This window comes from Phenylobacterium sp. VNQ135, from assembly GCF_049445735.1.
GTDB lineage: Bacteria > Pseudomonadota > Alphaproteobacteria > Caulobacterales > Caulobacteraceae > Phenylobacterium.
This window is the reverse complement of sequence record NZ_JBMSDS010000001.1, coordinates 359,030-373,831: the sequence shown is the minus strand read 5'-3', so window position 1 is coordinate 373,831 and position 14,802 is coordinate 359,030. Positions and strand designations below refer to the sequence as shown.

Below are 14,802 nucleotides of genomic sequence, written 5' to 3'. Positions count from 1 at the left end.
CATGTACCGCTACGACACCATCGACAAGGAGATGCTCGCCGACCGGGCCGCGGAGTTCCGCAGCCAGGTGGGCCGGCGTCTGGCCGGCGAGCTCACCGAGGACCAGTTCAAGCCGCTGCGGCTGATGAACGGCCTTTATCTGCAGCTCCACGCCTACATGCTGCGGATCGCCATCCCGTACGGCTCGCTGAACCCGACCCAGATGCGCAAGCTGGCCTGGATCGCGCGCACCTACGACCGCGGCTACGGCCACTTCACCACACGCACGAACCTGCAGTTCCACTGGATCAAGCTGCGCGACGCGCCGGACATCCTGGACCACCTGGCCAGCGTCGACATGCACGCCATCCAGACCTCTGGGAACTGCATCCGCAACGTCACCGCCGACCCGTATGCCGGGGCGACGGCCGAGGAAGTGGACGATCCGCGGGTGTGGGCCGAGGCGATCCGCCAGTGGTCGACCTTCCACCCGGAGTTCAGCTTCCTGCCGCGGAAGTTCAAGATCGCGGTGACCGCCGCGCCGAAGGACCGTACGGCGGCGCGCGTGCACGACATCGGCCTGGTCCTGAAGCGGGCCCGCGACGGCGCGCTGGGCTTCGAGGTGATCGTCGGCGGCGGCATGGGCCGCACGCCGCACATCGGCCCGACCATCCGGGAGTTCCTGCCGGTCAACCGGCTGATGAGCTACCTGGAAGCGATCCTGCGCGTCTACAACCGCCACGGACGCCGGGACAACATCTACAAGGCCCGCATCAAGATCCTGGTGGCCGCGCTGGGGGTCGAGGAGTTCACCCGCCAGGTGGACGCCGAGTGGCTGAAGATGGGCGAGGGCGCGGACCTGCCCGATACCGAACTGGCCCGCATCCGCGGCGCCTTCGCGCCCACCGGCTTCGACAGCCTGCCTGTGCAGTCCGAGGCGCTGGAGGCGGAGAAGGCGGGCAACGCCGCGTTCGCCCGCTTCGTTCGCAACAACCTGAAGCCGCACAAGAAGCCGGGCTACGGCATTGTCGAGATCAGCCTGAAGGGCATCGGCGACACGCCCGGCGACGCGACCGCCGACCAGATGGACGTGGTCGCAGACCTGGCCGAACGCTACGGGCAGGGCGACATCCGGGTGACGCACGAGCAGAACCTGGTGCTGCCGCACGTGAAGCTGGACGACGTGCCGGCGGTGTGGGCGGCGCTGCGCGACGCAGGGCTGGCGACACCGAACATCAACCTGGTCAGCGACATCATCGCTTGCCCGGGGCTGGACTACTGCGCCCTGGCCAACGCCCGGGCGATCCCGGTGGCCCAGAACATCGCCGAGAAGTTCCGCGACGAGGAGCGCGCCGAGCTGATCGGCGAGCTGAAGATCAAGATCTCGGGCTGCATCAACGCCTGCGGCCACCATCACGTCGGCCACATCGGCATCCTGGGCGTCGATAAGAAGGGCGAGGAGTTCTACCAGCTGACCCTGGGCGGCTCGGGGGCTGAGGACGCCTCCCTGGGCGCGATCCTGGGGCCGGCCCTGCCTTACGACCGCGTCGCCGATGCGGTGGATACGCTGGTCGACGTCTACCTGCGCGAGCGGGCCGAGGGCGAGCGGTTCCTCGACACCTTCCGCCGTACGGGCGTCGCGCCCTTCAAGGAGGCTGTCTATGCCGACGCTCATTAGGTGGCGCGAAGGCCGGGCCGAGCCGGTGGAGGACGCCTTCACCGATGTGGCCGACGATCAGGAGCTGGCGACGGGCGACGTGATCATCTCGCTGACGCGGTTTCAGGCCGACGGAGACCGGCTGATCCACGAGGGCCGCAAGGTCGGCGTGCGGCTGACCAGCGAAGAGGAGGTCGAGGCGCTGACCTACGACCTGCCGCGGATCGCCGTGGTCGCGCTGGAATTCCCGAAGTACCGGGACGGCCGGCCCTATACGAACGCGCGCCTGCTGCGCGAACGCTTCGGCTTCAAGGGCGAGGTGCGCGCCGTGGGCGACGTGCTGCGCGAGCAGGCGGGCTTCATGGTCCGCTGCGGGTTCGACGCCTTCGAACCGGCCGACGGCGCCAATTCCCAGGAGTGGGACGCCGCCGCCCGACGCTACCGCCATGTCTACCAGCGTGCGGCCGACACGCGCATCCCCGCCTTCGTGGAGCGCCGGTCATGAGCCTTGCCTACGATGCCCCCGCCTCACAGACGCTGGTCCAGCGGCTGGATGCGGAACTGCGCCGCGCGCATCCGCGGACCATCGTGGAAGCGGCCTATGAGACCTTCGGCGACAAGCTGGCCCTGGTCTCGTCGTTCGGCGCCGAGTCGGCCGTGCTGCTGGACATCGCCGCCCAGGTGAACCCGGCGATCCCGGTGCTGTTCCTCGATACCGGCATGCTGTTCGGCCAGACCCTGGATTACCGCCGCGACCTCGCCAGGCGCCTGGGCCTGACCGACGTGCGCGACCTGCGTCCGGCCTACCAGGACCTCGCCACCGCCGATCCGCAGAACAAGCTGTGGCAGAGCGACACCGACGCCTGCTGCCATGTCCGCAAGGTGCTGCCGCTGGATCGCGCGATCGAAGGCTTCGACGCCTGGGTGACGGGCCGCAAGCGCTTCCACGGCGGCGACCGCCTGCACCTGCCGGTGGTCGAGCACGCCGACGGCAAGGTGAAGTTCAATCCCCTGGCCAACTGGGGCAAGGAAGACCTCGACGCCTACGCCGCCGAGCACGAGCTGCCGGCCCATCCTCTGGTCGCCCAGGGCTTCCCCTCGATCGGCTGCTGGCCCTGCACCCAGCCGGTGGAGGAGGGCGAGGACGTCCGCGCCGGCCGCTGGAAAGGGTTGGACAAGACCGAATGCGGCATACATCTGGTCCGCGCGCCGGGCGCCGCGAACAATGTGGGCGGCGACATCTAGCCGACGCCTGAAGAGAGAGCCGATGAACGACGTTTCCGTGGCCGCAGCGCCGGCCCAGAAGGCCAGCGGCGCCTTCTTCGTGGAGAAGGTGACCTGGGTCCAGCACTGGACCGACAGCCTGTTCTCGTTCCGCACGACGCGCGACCCGGGCTTCCGCTTCGCCAGCGGCCAGTTCGTGATGGTCGGCCTGACCAAGGAAGACGGCAAGCCGCTGGTGCGCGCCTATTCCATCGCCTCGCCGTCCTGGCATGAGGAGCTGGAGTTCTATTCGATCAAGGTGCCGGACGGTCCGCTGACCTCGCGCCTGCAGAAGATCCAGGTTGGCGACGAGGTGCTGATCGGCCGCAAACCGACGGGCACGCTGGTGCTGGACGGGCTGAAGCCCGGCAAGCGTCTGTGGATGCTGGGCACCGGCACCGGGCTCGCGCCCTGGCTGTCGCTCGCGCGCGATCCGGAAGTCTATGAGCGCTTCGACGAGGTGATCGTCACCCACACGGTGCGCAACGTCGCCGACCTGAACTACCGCGACCTGTTCGAGCATGAACTGCCCAACGACGAGATCCTGGGCGAGCTGATCGGCTCGAAGCTGAAGTACTATCCGACGGTCACCCGCGAGGACTTCAAGACCCGCGGCCGGATCACCGACCTGATCGCGAGCGGCAAGGTGTTCGAAGACCTCGGCACGCCGCCGTTCGACCCGGCGGTGGACCGGGTGATGCTGTGCGGCGGCCCCTCGGTGCTGGCCGACCTGAAGCAGCAGTTGCTGGACCGCGGCTTCGAGGAAGGCTCGATCGCCCAGCCGGGCGACTTCGTGCTCGAGAAGGCGTTCGTCGAGACCTAGGCCGTCGCATCGAGGACGAAGGCGGCGCGGGTCTCCACGTCCGCCAACGGCAGTTCCACCAGTTCGTAGCCCTGCGCGAGGTATGCCGCGGCGCAGGCTTCGTAGGCGCGCACGGCTTCGGGCCAGGTCTGGTCGCGCTCGGCGTCCTGGACGTAGATCGCCTTCCACGGCGGAGCGATGAACGCCCGCGGCGCGTAGCGATGCGCGCGGACGGCGTCATCGGCCGCCGGCGAGGGCGCAAGGCCGTAGGCGCGGAAGGTCGCCCAGGCGTCCACCAGGGTCCGATCGAAGAAGGTGAGGCCCGACGCCGCGGCGTAGGTCGATAGGTCCTGTTGGAGGATCAACTCGCAGAAGCGTTCAGGCTCCGGCCGGCCGCCGCACGTTTGGATGACCGCTCGGGCGCTCTCGGGAGCAACCTTGTGGCCGAGGCCGGTGAGGTGGCGGAGCAGGGTGGTCTTTCCGGCTCCGGGGGCGCCGGTCACCGCGTACAGGCCGATGTATGTTCCCAGTTTGTTCTTGACTTTCGGAGACTCCGATGCGAGGCTTCCTGCTGGCGACGGTCTGATGGGAGAGCGAGGTGGCGGACGAGCGACGGTCGGTTCGGGGTTTGGATGAACGACGCGACGAGTACTCCTTGTCGGTGCGGGAGCAAGGCGAACTCGCCAAGGCGCCCAAGAAGAAGGACCGCCGGCTCGATATGCGAGACATAGCCGGCAAGGTGTGGTCGTCCCCGAACACCGCGCTGGGCCTAGCCTATGGCTTGGCGGGCTACGCGGCCGGGCAGGCGAACCGGCTGCGCCCGGGCGACCAGCCGGATCCGCGCATTCAGGTCGGCAACAACGCGGTGCAGTTCGTGAACAATCCACTGGGCGGCGTGGGCGCGATAACACTCGGGAACACCATCACGTACAAGGATGACCCTTATAGCCCGTACGATGCGCCGTATCTCGGGCATGAGCGCAGCCACACGCTGCAGGGGCAGCAACTAGGTCCTTTCTATCTGCCATCCAACTTACTCGGCGGGCTTAACGGGCTCCTCAGAGACCGCGATTGGCACGGCGCCCACAACTGGAATGAGCAAGGCCCGCGCAGCACCCCGCCGACTCCGTGGGGGCCGCGGAAGCGATGAAGCGACGCATAGCGATCACAGGCTTGGCTTTGCTGATGGCCGGCTGCCAGCCCTCGCCGGCGATATATGTGCTCAACAATTCCGGCATGGAGCTTCGCGTTCGAGCGTCTCGCCGTGAAGGGGAAAGCGGCTGGGTCGAGAAGATCGTCTCGATCAAGCCTGGGGCCGGCGAGACCTTCCGGTACGTGAAGGCGCTCTCATATCCTGACGGGAGCCTGCGGGTTCAGATCGGCGGATGTGAGGTCACATACGACGTGCCGCCGCTCGCCTACGAGCAGAAGTACAAGCTGAACACGTTCGGCTTCCGGCTCGATCGGGACCTGACGGTGCACCAGATCCTGCCGGAACGACCCGAGAGGTTGGTATATCAGTTCAGCATACACCCGGACTTCCCGTTGAAGCCCGCATCGCGGGTCTGCCCGGCCGGCGGCGCCTAGGCCGGCGGGCAGCCCTTGAACGTCCCGACCTTCACCGCGGAGATCTTCGCGAGGCTGAGGTTCTTCACCGGCTTCATCGAGGCCGAGCCGTGGCCCGTGTAGAGGTCGATGCGCTCGCCCTTGATGGCGCCGCCCACGTCGGAGGCGTACCAGTAGCCGTCGTGAACCTTGCCGTCCGGCATCTTCACGCCGACGGTTTCCTTGATGAACAGCACCGTGCGGCGGGGGATGACGTTCTTGTCGACCGCGACGGTGCGCATGGCGACGACCTTGCAGCCCAGGCTGTCCAGGGCGCCCACGCCCCTGGCGCCGGCATGGTAGAGCGTGGCCTTGAGGTTGAAGACCGGAGCGCCTGGCAGATTGCCGGTCATCACCGAACCGATCAGGTCGCCCACGGGATCATTCGACGCGGCTTGCGCGTTGGTTGCCGTGAGGATGAGGGAAAGACTTGCCAGGGCGGCGAGGCGGCGTCGCATGGACGGCGTCCTCCTTCGTCGTTGAACTGGTTGACCGGACTCGTACCGGCTGAAGCCGCCCAGGGCAACCCCGGGACGCCCATTCGCCGCACGCCTGTTAGATTTCCTCACGGCCGCGGTGAGACAGCATCGCTTGATCCCCTTCAGGATTCCGCCCACAGCGCAGCTCGCCAGCGGGAGGGATCGACATGGAAATCTACGGCGACTCGAAGTCCGGAAACTGCCTGAAGATCCGCTGGACGGCGGATCACCTGGGGATTCCCTACCGTTGGATCGAGCTCGACATCATGAAGGGCGAGAGCCGCACGCCGGAGTTCCTGGCGCTCAATCCAGCCGGTCAGGTGCCCGTCGTGATCCTCGACGAGCGACGTCCGCTGGCGCAGTCGAATGCGGTCATCCTCCACCTGGCGGAGGGCTCGGACCTGATCCCAACGGACCCGTACGACCGGGCCAAGATGCTGGAGTGGCTGTTCTGGGAACAGTACAGCCACGAGCCCTATGTCGCCGTCGCCCGCTTCCAGGTGCGCTACCAGGGCAAGCTGGTCTCGGAGCTGGAGCCGCGGATCGTCGAGCGCGGCAAGGCGGCGCTGCAGCGGCTGGAGGACGGCCTGGCGACCACGCCGTTCCTCGTGGGAGGCCGGCCGACGCTCGCCGACATCTCACTCGTCGCCTACACGCGCATGGCGGAGGATGGCGGCTTCCGCCTCGCCGACTACCCGCGGGTGCAGGCGTGGATCGCCAGGGTGGAGCAGGCCTTCAAGATCGCCTGAACGGCGCCCTGGTGAAGGTTGCGTGACCCGCTTGCGTTCGCGCTTGCGAGCCCGCAAACGAAGCGCATGAAACGTCTCGTCCCGCTGGCGCTCGCCGCCGCTGTCGCCATCAGCCCAAACGCCGCGCTTGCTTGGGGCGGCACGGGCCACCGGGTCGTGGGCCGGGCGGCGGCCCAGGCGCTGCCGTCCGAGCTGCCCGGGTTCCTACAGTCCAAGACGGCCATCGAGGCGATCGGCGAGCTGTCGCGGGAGCCTGACCGCTCCAAGGGTGCGGGCAAGATCCACGACAGTGATCGCGACGCCGCGCACTTCGTCGACATCCACGACGACGGCACGGTCCTGGGCGGCCCGGCCTTCCTGCCGATGCCGGCGACACGAGCCGAGTACGAGACCCAGCTGGCGGCGCACAAGCTGGACACGGCCAAAGCCGGCTACCTGCACTTCGCGATCGTCGACCGATGGCAGCAGCTCTCCAGCGACTTCGCCTACTGGCGCGTGCTGAGCGCGGCCGAGAAGAACCCGAGGTGGAAGAAGAACCGCGCCTGGTTCAAGGCCGACCGGCTGCGCCGCGAGGCGCTGATCCTGGCCACGATCGGCGACCTGTCGCACTTCGTCGGCGACGGCGCGCAGCCGCTGCATACGTCCACGCACTTCAACGGCTGGGGCGACTACCCGAACCCGCAGGGCTTCACGACGGCGCGCATCCATTCGCCGTTCGAGAGCGCCATGGTGCGGGCGACCGCCGATCCGAAGACGGTGGCGGCGAAGATGACGCCGTTCCGCTCTTGCGGCTGTGCGATCGAGCAGCGGGCGGTCGACTACCTGCTGGCCACCAACAGGCAGGTCGTGCCGCTCTACGAACTTGAGAAGGCCGGCGGCCTCGCCCAGGGCGATCCGCGCGGCCCCGCGTTCGCCACCGAACGCATGGCGGTCGGCGCCTCCGAGCTGCGGGACCTGATCGTCGAGGCCTGGAACGCCAGCGCCACGCGGAGCATCGGCTGGCGGCCGGTGGCGGTTCAGGACGTGCTGTCCGGCAAGGTCGACCCGTATCCCTCGCTTTACTCGGTGGACTGATGGCCGTTCCCCAGTTCGGTCAGACGCAGCCGGGGCGCGACTACCGTGACCGTCCGGCGGCGTTCGGCATCGCGGAGCGCCAGGGCAAGATCGCCGCCGTACGGGTCCAGAAGCCCGGCCACGCCGCCTGGCTGGACCTGCCGGGCGGGGCGATCGACCCGGGCGAGGGGCCGGAGCAGGCGGTCGTCCGCGAATTCGGCGAGGAGACGGGGCTGAAGGTGGCCGTGCGCGAGGCCTATGCCCGGGCGGACCAGTTCTTCGTCAATACGGACGACGAGGCCTTCGATAACCGAGCGACGTTCTTCGTGCTGTCGGTGGAGGGCCAGGACGCCGCTCTGAAGGTGGAGGACGACCACACCCTGGTGTGGCTCGAGCCGCTGGAGGCCGTGGAGACGCTGCGCCACGAGGCCCACGCCTGGGCGGTGGCGGCATGGCTGAGATTGCGCCGGCGCGGCTGACGGGATAGCAGCGCGCCATGACGGCGAACATCATCGACGGCAAGGTCGTGGCCGAGCGCCTGCGGGCGCAGGTGGCGGACGAGGTGGCGCGGCTGCGCGCCGACTACAAGCTGCAGCCCGGCCTCGCCGTCGTGCTGGTGGGCGAGGATCCGGCGAGCCAGGTCTATGTGCGGTCCAAGGGCGAGCACAGCCTGGCGGTGGGCATGCACTCGGTGACCCACCGGCTGCCCGAGGACACCCGCCAGGAGGAGCTGATCCGGCTGGTGGCGGAACTGAACGCCGATCCGCTGATCCACGGCATCCTGGTGCAACTGCCGCTGCCCAGGCATCTGGACGAGAAGGCGGTGATCGCCGCCATCAGCCCGGACAAGGATGTCGACGGCCTGCACGTGGTGAACGCCGGGCGCCTGGCCAGCGGCCTGCCGGCGCTGGTCCCCTGTACGCCGCTGGGCTGTATGATCATGCTGCGCGAGACCCTGGGCGACCTGACCGGCAAGCGCGCCGTCGTCGTCGGCCGCTCGCTGCTGGTGGGCAAGCCGATCGCTCAGCTGCTGCTGGCGGCGGACTGCACCGTCACGATCGCCCACTCGCGCACGAAGGACCTGCCCGACGTCTGCCGAGAGGCCGACATCCTGGTGGCCGCCGTGGGCCGACCGCGAATGATCCGCGGCGACTGGATCAAGCCGGGCGCGACCGTGATCGACGTGGGCATCAACCGCGTCCCGTTCGACGACCCGGAGAAGGCGGCTCAGGGCAAGACGAAGCTGGTGGGCGACGTGGCGTACAAGGAGGCGCTCCAGGTGGCGGGCGCCATCACCCCGGTGCCCGGCGGCGTCGGGCTGATGACCGTGGCCTGCCTGCTGCAGAACACCGTGACCGCCGCGCGCCGGATCGCCGGCATCGAGAGCTAGAGCGGCTGCGATCGACGCCAGAGCCGGCCGGACTCGGCGATCTCCGCGCCGTGAAGGAAGAGGCGGGTCATGGCCTCGCGGTCGAAGCGCAGCATGTTCGCGCCGTCTCCGTCCGCCGGAATGCTGGCGCTGTGCAGCGGGAAGTCGTTCAGCTGACAGAACGCCGCCACCGAGCGCACGGCGCTGCGGTAGGACGAACGCAGCATCAGCTCGAAGCTGCGGACCAGCACCGGCACCGCGCCCAGCGGCGTGGGCCTGGGCGTAGGCTCCAGGGTAGTGTTGACCAGCACGTAGACCTCCGCCCCGCCGGACGCGTGTTCGCGCGCGCGGCGCAGGATCAGCGGCTCGGGCACCACGAACAGCGGGCTGATCGCGCCGCCGTCAACGTGCAGCTCGTCGTAGCTCGTCCCGTCCGCTTCGACGCGGAGCAGCTTGGGCGGGAACACGCCCGGCACGCTCGCCGATGCAATGAGGATGTCCGCGAAGAGGCGCAGAGCCTCGGGCCCTCCGCGGGCGGCGATCCCGCCCATGTCCCAGATGCTTGTGGTCTGGGCGTCGAGGTTCGCCGTCGCCACGAACAGGCGCCGGCCGGCGCGATGCGCTGCGGCGACCGCCTCGATCATCTCGGCGTCAACGTAGCGGCCGACCAGGGCCTCCAGCCGCTCGGCCGGATAGAGGCTGACGCCAGGGCGAACGGCCATGAGGCCCAGCAGCTCGGCGGCATAGCCGCCGGTGTAGGCGTCCTGCAGCCTCTCGTCCCAGGCGGACCCGAGCAGCGCGAACGGAGCGATCAGGGCCCCGGTGCTGACCCCGGTGACGAGGTCGAATGTTGGACGGGCGCCCGCGCGGCTCAGGCCCACCAGCGCACCGGCGCCGAACGCTCCGCCGGCGCCGCCGCCGGAGAGGGCCAGAACCTTGACGGGATCGCGGCGGGCATGGCTTCCGCCGGCCGCCTCCTGGAAGAAGAAGGCTGTCGCTTCGAGGTCGTCCAGCAGCGACAGGCGCACGTCACGGAAGCCGATCGGCTCGGCGCGCGCGCCTGGCGGCGGCGGCGGGGCGCGGCGCTTTGGCCAGAAGGGCTTGCGCGGCGCGATGGGCGGCTTGCTCATCAGGCCGTCGGCTTCGCCTCGGCGTTGGTCCAGGTCACGACAGCGCCCAGCACCTCCGTGACCGCCTGGTCGTAGGCGGCGACGATGCCCGAGACGCGGTTGCCGTCGGCCCGGACCTGGGACTCGAACATCTGCTCGCGGACTTCCTGCGCCTGCCGGGGGCTGAGCGTGGCGCGCACGCGCACGACGACGACCGGAGCCGCCTTCGGGCCTTGGTCGTACCGGGTCTCGAAGTTGCGGACCTCCAGGCGCAGCACATAGGACGCCTGGCCCGGCTCGCCGCGCGAGACCAGGCGCACCGGCCCGGTGTCGGCGTCGAAGGCCGCGGTCGCCGCTTGGTTGAACAGCGTGGAAGCCGGCGCGACCCAGCGCGTCTCGGCGATGTAGGCCGCCTTGCCGCCGGTGACGGTGAGGATGCGGTCGCCCGCGGACTCCCGCTGGAACGGGCCCGCCGCCCGGAAGACCCCGACGCTCTGCGCCGACGCCGGCGCCGGATCGCCGACCGTCGACTGGCCGAAGCGATAGAGGTTCGCGGGCTTGCCGCCGCCAAGCAGCGCGCAGCCGCCGAGCGCCAGGGTGCAGGCGGCGAGGACGCCGATGGGGGCGAGATGGCGCATTCTCGTCATTGGGGCACCTTCACTTCCTCGGACTTGCGGGACACCGACCCGGCGATGCCGTTCTGCTGCAGGTCGTTGAGCAGCCGCTCCAGCGATTCCGCCGTCTCCTGAAGCTGGCTGACCGACGAGGTGATCTGCGGCAGGCCGTTGGTGGCGAAATCCGTGGTCGGGCCCTGCAGGCGGGCGACCATGCCGCGCACGTCGGCGGCGGCGGCCCGCGCTTCCTCGGCGGCGTCGGCGAGGTTCTTGGCGGTGCGGCGGCCATCGGTGTCGACCAGTTCGCGGCTGGATCGGGCGAGCAGGGTGATCTCGGCGGTGGCTTCGTCGACCCGCTGCAGCGCGCGCTGGGCGTCGGCGATGATGGCCTTGCGCTCCCGCAGCTCTGCAGTGACGGCCTGGACATCGGACAGCGAGGCCGAGAACGTCTTGATGTTCTGGTCGGACAGGACACGGTTCACGCGGTCCAGGGCCTCGATCGTGCGCGTCAGCACGGTGCCGCCGCCTTCCAGCAGGTCGGACAGGGTGCTGCGCTGGCTGCGCAGGACGGGGATGCACTCGCGGCCGATGCCGATGCCGTCCTGTTCGCACTTCTTGCGCGCCTCGTCCTTGAGCAGAGGGCGCGAGGGCGTGCCGGAGGTGATCTGGATGTAGTTCACGCCGGTGATGCCCTGGGGCTCCAGCGTCGCGTAGCTGTCGACGCGGATCGGCACGTCGGACGTCACGCGCACCCGGGCGATCACGCGGCTGGGGTTGGTGCGATCCAGCGCGATCTTGGTGACCTCGCCCACCTTGATGCCGTTGAACTGGACCTCGCCGCCTTCGGAGAGACCGCGGACCGGCCCCTGGAAGAGAACGTCGTAGGTGTCGTTCTGCTGGGCGAACTGGAAGCGCGCGAGCCAGACGACGAAGATCGCCAGCGCCGCCACCAGGATGAGGGTGGACAGGCCCACGAGCGCGTAATTGGCGTTCCGTTCCATCAGGCCTCCGTCGCGCGGGCGCCGGCCGCGGCGCGGCCGCGGGGTCCCAGGAAATACTCGCGGATCCAGGGATGATCCGCCTTTTCGAGTTCGGCCACCGGGGCGGTGGCCACCACGTGCTTGTCGGCGAGCACGGCCACGCGGTCGGTGATCTCGTACAGCGTGTCGAGGTCGTGGGTGATCATGAAGACGGTCAGGTCCAGGCTTTCGGACAGGTCCTTGATGAGCGCATCGAAGGCCGCGGCGCCGATCGGGTCCAGGCCAGCGGTCGGCTCGTCCAGGAACAGGAGTTCGGGGTCGAGCGCCAGCGCCCGGGCGAGGCCCACGCGCTTGCGCATGCCGCCCGACAGTTCCGCCGGCTTCAGCGCGCCGGCGTCAGGCCGCAGGCCGACGAGGGCGATCTTGAGGGCCGCCAACTCGTCGATCTCCTGCCGCGAGAGGTCGGTGTGCTCGTGCATCGGCGCCGCCACGTTCTCCCTCACCGTGAGGTTCGAAAAGAGCGCGCCGCCCTGGAAAAGGACGCCCCAGCTCCGCTCCAGCGCCGACCAGCGGCGCTTGGAGGCGCGGGCGAGGTCGGCGCCCAGCACTTTCACGTCGCCGGCCTCGGGCTCCTTCAGGCCGATGATGGTGTTGAGCAGCACCGACTTGCCCGAACCGGATCCGCCGACCACGCCGAGGATCTCGCCTCGCTTGACGGTGAGATCGAGGTTGTCGTGCACGACGTGCTCGCCGAACTGGGAACGCAGACCGCGCACCTCGACGGCCGGACCGTCGCCATCGAGCAGTTCGTCGTCGGGGATGTCGGCTTCCGCCCGCTGGTCCATGGGCCCGCTCATACGTCGAGCTCCATGTAGATCAGCGCGAAGGCCGCATCGATGACGATGATCGCGAAGATGGCGTGCACCACGGCGGCGGTGACGCGGCGGCCGAGCGATTCCACGTCGCCGCCCACTTCCATCCCCTGGCGGCAGCCGATGCCGGCGATGATGCCGGCCATGAACGGCGCCTTGATCAGCGCCAGCCAGAAATGCGTCGGCCCGACGGCGTCGACGATGCGTTGCAGGACGAAGGCGGGGCCGAGGTCCAGCGTCGACCAGACCACGATGATGCCGCCGAGCAGGCCGGACAGGGTGGCGATGAAGGTCAGCAGCGGGATCGTCAGCACCAGGGCGACGAAGCGCGGCAGCACCAGCGCCTCGAACGGGTCGACGCCCATGACGCGCATGGCGTCGATCTCCTGGTTCATCTTCATCGAGCCGATCTCGGCGGCGAACGCCGAGGCGGACCGGCCGGCCAGCAGTACGGCGGTGATGACGATGTTGAACTCGCGCATCATCGAGATGCCGATCAGCTCGACCGCGAACACCTCGGCGCCGAACTGGCGGAGCATGCTGGCGCCGATGAAGGCCACGACCGCGCCGATGAAGAACGTGGTGACGGCGACGACCGGGATCGCGTCGAGGCCCGCTCGCTCCATGGTCGAGACGAGCGCCGGCCAGCGGATGCGACGCGGCTGGGTGAACAGCCACACGACGCTGAGCGCCAGAACCACCAGCAGGTGGCCCAGGAAGCCCATGGTGTCGAGGAACTCCTTGCCGAACGCCACCACGCCCTTGCCCACGCGGACCGTGAGACGGTCCGCGGCGCGGTCGCGCCGCTTCTCGGGCTCGACCTTCACCGCGTCGGCGACGACTTCCAGCAGGCGCAGCGTCTCGGGTCTGGCCTCCACCTTGGCGAGATCGAACTCGCGGCCGGCGGCGCGGACGATGGCGTAGGCGCCGGCGGTGTCCATCCGCCGAACGTGGGTGAGGTCGACGATGAAATTGTTCAGGCCGTCCAGCGTCTCGGCCAGACCGGCTCCTGCGCCGCCCAGCATGCGGGCCGTCCAGTCGCCGGTGAGCGCCACCGTGGGACGATCCGTCGCGGGTCGAAGGCTGAACTCGGCGGGTCTCTCCATGGGGTGTGCCGGGAGGGCGCAGCGCGCCGTCCGAGTCTGGTCTCCTCGAAAGTCAGCACCCTAACAGAGCCGTCGGAAGGGGCGAACGTCCATATGGCGAAGGTTGTTCCGCCTCGCCACAGCCACCTGTCCGCCTTTCTACGGTCAAGCTGAGCCCACATTTGGACGAATTCGGACGAGACGAGGGGGATGCGCCCCGCATTTCGCGATTCAGGCCGCGGACTTCGCGGGGCGACGAGAGAGTGGAGAGTAGGTTTGACCCGCCAGATCGAGCTCGCCGGCAAGTCCGGCGCCCGCTACCGTTACACCTCGATCGACGAGGATCGTTTCCTGCCGCCAGCGGGCGCCAACTACGTCATCGCCCAGGTGACGCCCGAAGGACCGCACGTGGTCTATGCGGGCGAGACCGACAACCTGGCCAGCCAGAACTGGCGCACCACGCTCGACAAGGCGCGCGAGACCTACGCGGACGCGAAGATCCTGACCCGCCTGAACGTCACGCGCGCGATCCGAGAGGCCGAGCGCGAGGACCTGATCGAGCAGTACCACCCGCCGCTGAACCAGTAGCCGCAGACGCGATCGGCGGCCATGCTGGCGGCATGACCGCTCCACCGCTCATCGTCATCTTCGGAGCGGCCGTTCTGCCGCAGGGGCCTTCGCCCTCGTTGCTGCGTCGGATCGGCTATGGAGCCGAGGCCGCCGCCGCCCATCCGCAGGCGCGGGTGCTGTGCTCGGGCGGGCGAGGGCGGTTCGGCCCTTCGGAAGCCTCGGTCATGGTCGAGCAGCTGACCTCCGCAGGCGTTGCGCCCGACCGCCTGATCGTCGACGACGAGAGCCTGGATACGTTGCAGAGCGTGGTTGCGGCGACCCACTGGAGCCGACGGCTCCAGGCGAGCCGAGTGGTGGTTTGCAGCGACGCCTATCATGTCCCGCGTATCCGCCTGATGCTGGCGGTGTTCGGCATCGACAGCGCGGCCGGGCCGCGCCTGCCCGGGCGTGGCGGGGCGAGCTTTCGCCATTGGCTGCGGATGACGCTGCGCGAAAGCCTTGCGATCCCCTATGATCTGGCCATCGTGATCGCCCGTCGCCGCGCCCTGTCAGCCGAGACAGGTCCGGCGTCATAGTGCTGTCCAACTCGGCGCGAAGAGGTGGGCGCAAGCTTCCG

General features: G+C 69.1%; 19 protein-coding genes. 12 read left to right on the top strand and 7 right to left on the bottom strand.

Annotation, left to right across the window (positions count from 1 at the left end; genetic code table 11):
• Position 1: 1 nt before the first annotated feature.
• The 4 genes from ACO2Q0_RS01840 to ACO2Q0_RS01825 are packed head-to-tail and all read left to right on the top strand — an operon-like array spanning position 2 to position 3,722.
• Complete coding sequence (locus ACO2Q0_RS01840) at positions 2–1,657, top strand: nitrite/sulfite reductase (RefSeq protein ID WP_423349772.1); 1,656 nt, start codon at positions 2–4, stop codon at positions 1,655–1,657.
• Positions 1,641–2,141 carry a DUF934 domain-containing protein gene (locus ACO2Q0_RS01835; RefSeq protein ID WP_423349771.1) on the top strand — a complete coding sequence of 167 codons (501 nt, stop codon included), beginning with the start codon at positions 1,641–1,643 and terminating at the stop codon, positions 2,139–2,141. The genes ACO2Q0_RS01840 and ACO2Q0_RS01835 overlap by 17 nt, the downstream gene beginning before the upstream one ends.
• Positions 2,138–2,881, top strand: coding sequence for a phosphoadenylyl-sulfate reductase (locus tag ACO2Q0_RS01830; RefSeq protein WP_423349770.1), 744 nt, complete (start codon positions 2,138–2,140; stop codon positions 2,879–2,881). The genes ACO2Q0_RS01835 and ACO2Q0_RS01830 overlap by 4 nt, the downstream gene beginning before the upstream one ends.
• A 22-nt stretch (positions 2,882–2,903) precedes the next feature.
• The gene (locus tag ACO2Q0_RS01825) at positions 2,904–3,722 is read left to right on the top strand and encodes a ferredoxin--NADP reductase (protein ID WP_423349769.1); all 819 of its coding nucleotides are present in this window, start codon (positions 2,904–2,906) and stop codon (positions 3,720–3,722) included.
• Here ACO2Q0_RS01825 and ACO2Q0_RS01820 read toward each other — a convergent pair.
• Positions 3,719–4,204: an AAA family ATPase gene (locus ACO2Q0_RS01820; RefSeq protein WP_423349768.1), complete on the bottom strand. Its 486-nt coding sequence runs from the start codon at positions 4,202–4,204 to the stop codon at positions 3,719–3,721. The two genes, ACO2Q0_RS01825 and ACO2Q0_RS01820, sit on opposite strands and share 4 nt — an antisense overlap.
• A 95-nt stretch (positions 4,205–4,299) precedes the next feature.
• On the opposite strand from ACO2Q0_RS01820, the gene ACO2Q0_RS01815 reads away from it, so the two are divergent.
• Together ACO2Q0_RS01815 and ACO2Q0_RS01810 are read left to right on the top strand one after the other, a co-directional pair.
• The gene (locus tag ACO2Q0_RS01815; protein ID WP_423349767.1) at positions 4,300–4,851 is read left to right on the top strand and encodes a hypothetical protein; all 552 of its coding nucleotides are present in this window, start codon (positions 4,300–4,302) and stop codon (positions 4,849–4,851) included.
• Positions 4,848–5,288, top strand: a complete 441-nt coding sequence (locus ACO2Q0_RS01810) for a hypothetical protein (protein WP_423349766.1) — start codon at positions 4,848–4,850, stop codon at positions 5,286–5,288. Before ACO2Q0_RS01815 ends, ACO2Q0_RS01810 begins: the two co-directional genes overlap by 4 nt.
• On the opposite strand, the gene ACO2Q0_RS01805 is transcribed toward ACO2Q0_RS01810, so the two are convergent.
• Positions 5,285–5,764, bottom strand: coding sequence for a 3D domain-containing protein (locus tag ACO2Q0_RS01805; RefSeq protein ID WP_423349765.1), 480 nt, complete (start codon positions 5,762–5,764; stop codon positions 5,285–5,287). The two genes, ACO2Q0_RS01810 and ACO2Q0_RS01805, sit on opposite strands and share 4 nt — an antisense overlap.
• Before the next feature lie 188 nt (positions 5,765–5,952).
• On the opposite strand from ACO2Q0_RS01805, the gene ACO2Q0_RS01800 reads away from it, so the two are divergent.
• The 4 genes from ACO2Q0_RS01800 to folD all read left to right on the top strand — a co-directional run bounded on the left by ACO2Q0_RS01800 (position 5,953) and on the right by folD (position 8,977).
• Positions 5,953–6,534 (top strand): glutathione S-transferase family protein, encoded by a 582-nt coding sequence (locus ACO2Q0_RS01800; RefSeq protein ID WP_423349764.1) that lies wholly within the window; start codon positions 5,953–5,955, stop codon positions 6,532–6,534.
• A gap of 66 nt (positions 6,535–6,600) precedes the next feature.
• Entirely contained in the window at positions 6,601–7,608 is a 1,008-nt protein-coding gene (locus ACO2Q0_RS01795) for a S1/P1 Nuclease (RefSeq protein WP_423349763.1), read from the top strand.
• Positions 7,608–8,066, top strand: coding sequence for an NUDIX domain-containing protein (locus ACO2Q0_RS01790; RefSeq protein WP_423349762.1), 459 nt, complete (start codon positions 7,608–7,610; stop codon positions 8,064–8,066). The genes ACO2Q0_RS01795 and ACO2Q0_RS01790 overlap by 1 nt, the downstream gene beginning before the upstream one ends.
• Before the next feature lie 17 nt (positions 8,067–8,083).
• Positions 8,084–8,977: a bifunctional methylenetetrahydrofolate dehydrogenase/methenyltetrahydrofolate cyclohydrolase FolD gene (folD, locus tag ACO2Q0_RS01785; RefSeq protein WP_423349761.1), complete on the top strand. Its 894-nt coding sequence runs from the start codon at positions 8,084–8,086 to the stop codon at positions 8,975–8,977.
• On the opposite strand, the gene ACO2Q0_RS01780 is transcribed toward folD, so the two are convergent.
• The 5 genes from ACO2Q0_RS01780 to ACO2Q0_RS01760 are packed head-to-tail and all read right to left on the bottom strand — an operon-like array spanning position 8,974 to position 13,637.
• Positions 8,974–10,086, bottom strand: coding sequence for a patatin-like phospholipase family protein (locus tag ACO2Q0_RS01780; RefSeq protein ID WP_423349760.1), 1,113 nt, complete (start codon positions 10,084–10,086; stop codon positions 8,974–8,976). The two genes, folD and ACO2Q0_RS01780, sit on opposite strands and share 4 nt — an antisense overlap.
• A complete protein-coding gene (locus tag ACO2Q0_RS01775; RefSeq protein ID WP_423349759.1) occupies positions 10,086–10,703 on the bottom strand; it encodes an ABC-type transport auxiliary lipoprotein family protein in 618 nt (205 codons plus the stop codon). Before ACO2Q0_RS01775 ends, ACO2Q0_RS01780 begins: the two co-directional genes overlap by 1 nt.
• 5 nt (positions 10,704–10,708) lie before the next feature.
• A complete protein-coding gene (locus ACO2Q0_RS01770) occupies positions 10,709–11,680 on the bottom strand; it encodes an MlaD family protein (protein ID WP_423349758.1) in 972 nt (323 codons plus the stop codon).
• Complete coding sequence (locus ACO2Q0_RS01765) at positions 11,680–12,516, bottom strand: ABC transporter ATP-binding protein (protein ID WP_423349757.1); 837 nt, start codon at positions 12,514–12,516, stop codon at positions 11,680–11,682. Before ACO2Q0_RS01765 ends, ACO2Q0_RS01770 begins: the two co-directional genes overlap by 1 nt.
• Entirely contained in the window at positions 12,513–13,637 is a 1,125-nt protein-coding gene (locus ACO2Q0_RS01760; RefSeq protein WP_423349756.1) for an MlaE family ABC transporter permease, read from the bottom strand. The genes ACO2Q0_RS01765 and ACO2Q0_RS01760 overlap by 4 nt, the downstream gene beginning before the upstream one ends.
• A 255-nt stretch (positions 13,638–13,892) precedes the next feature.
• On the opposite strand from ACO2Q0_RS01760, the gene ACO2Q0_RS01755 reads away from it, so the two are divergent.
• Positions 13,893–14,204, top strand: coding sequence for a hypothetical protein (locus ACO2Q0_RS01755; RefSeq protein WP_423349755.1), 312 nt, complete (start codon positions 13,893–13,895; stop codon positions 14,202–14,204).
• A 32-nt stretch (positions 14,205–14,236) separates the two neighbouring features.
• Positions 14,237–14,761: a YdcF family protein gene (locus tag ACO2Q0_RS01750; protein ID WP_423349754.1), complete on the top strand. Its 525-nt coding sequence runs from the start codon at positions 14,237–14,239 to the stop codon at positions 14,759–14,761.
• The last annotated feature ends 41 nt before the right edge of the window (positions 14,762–14,802 follow it).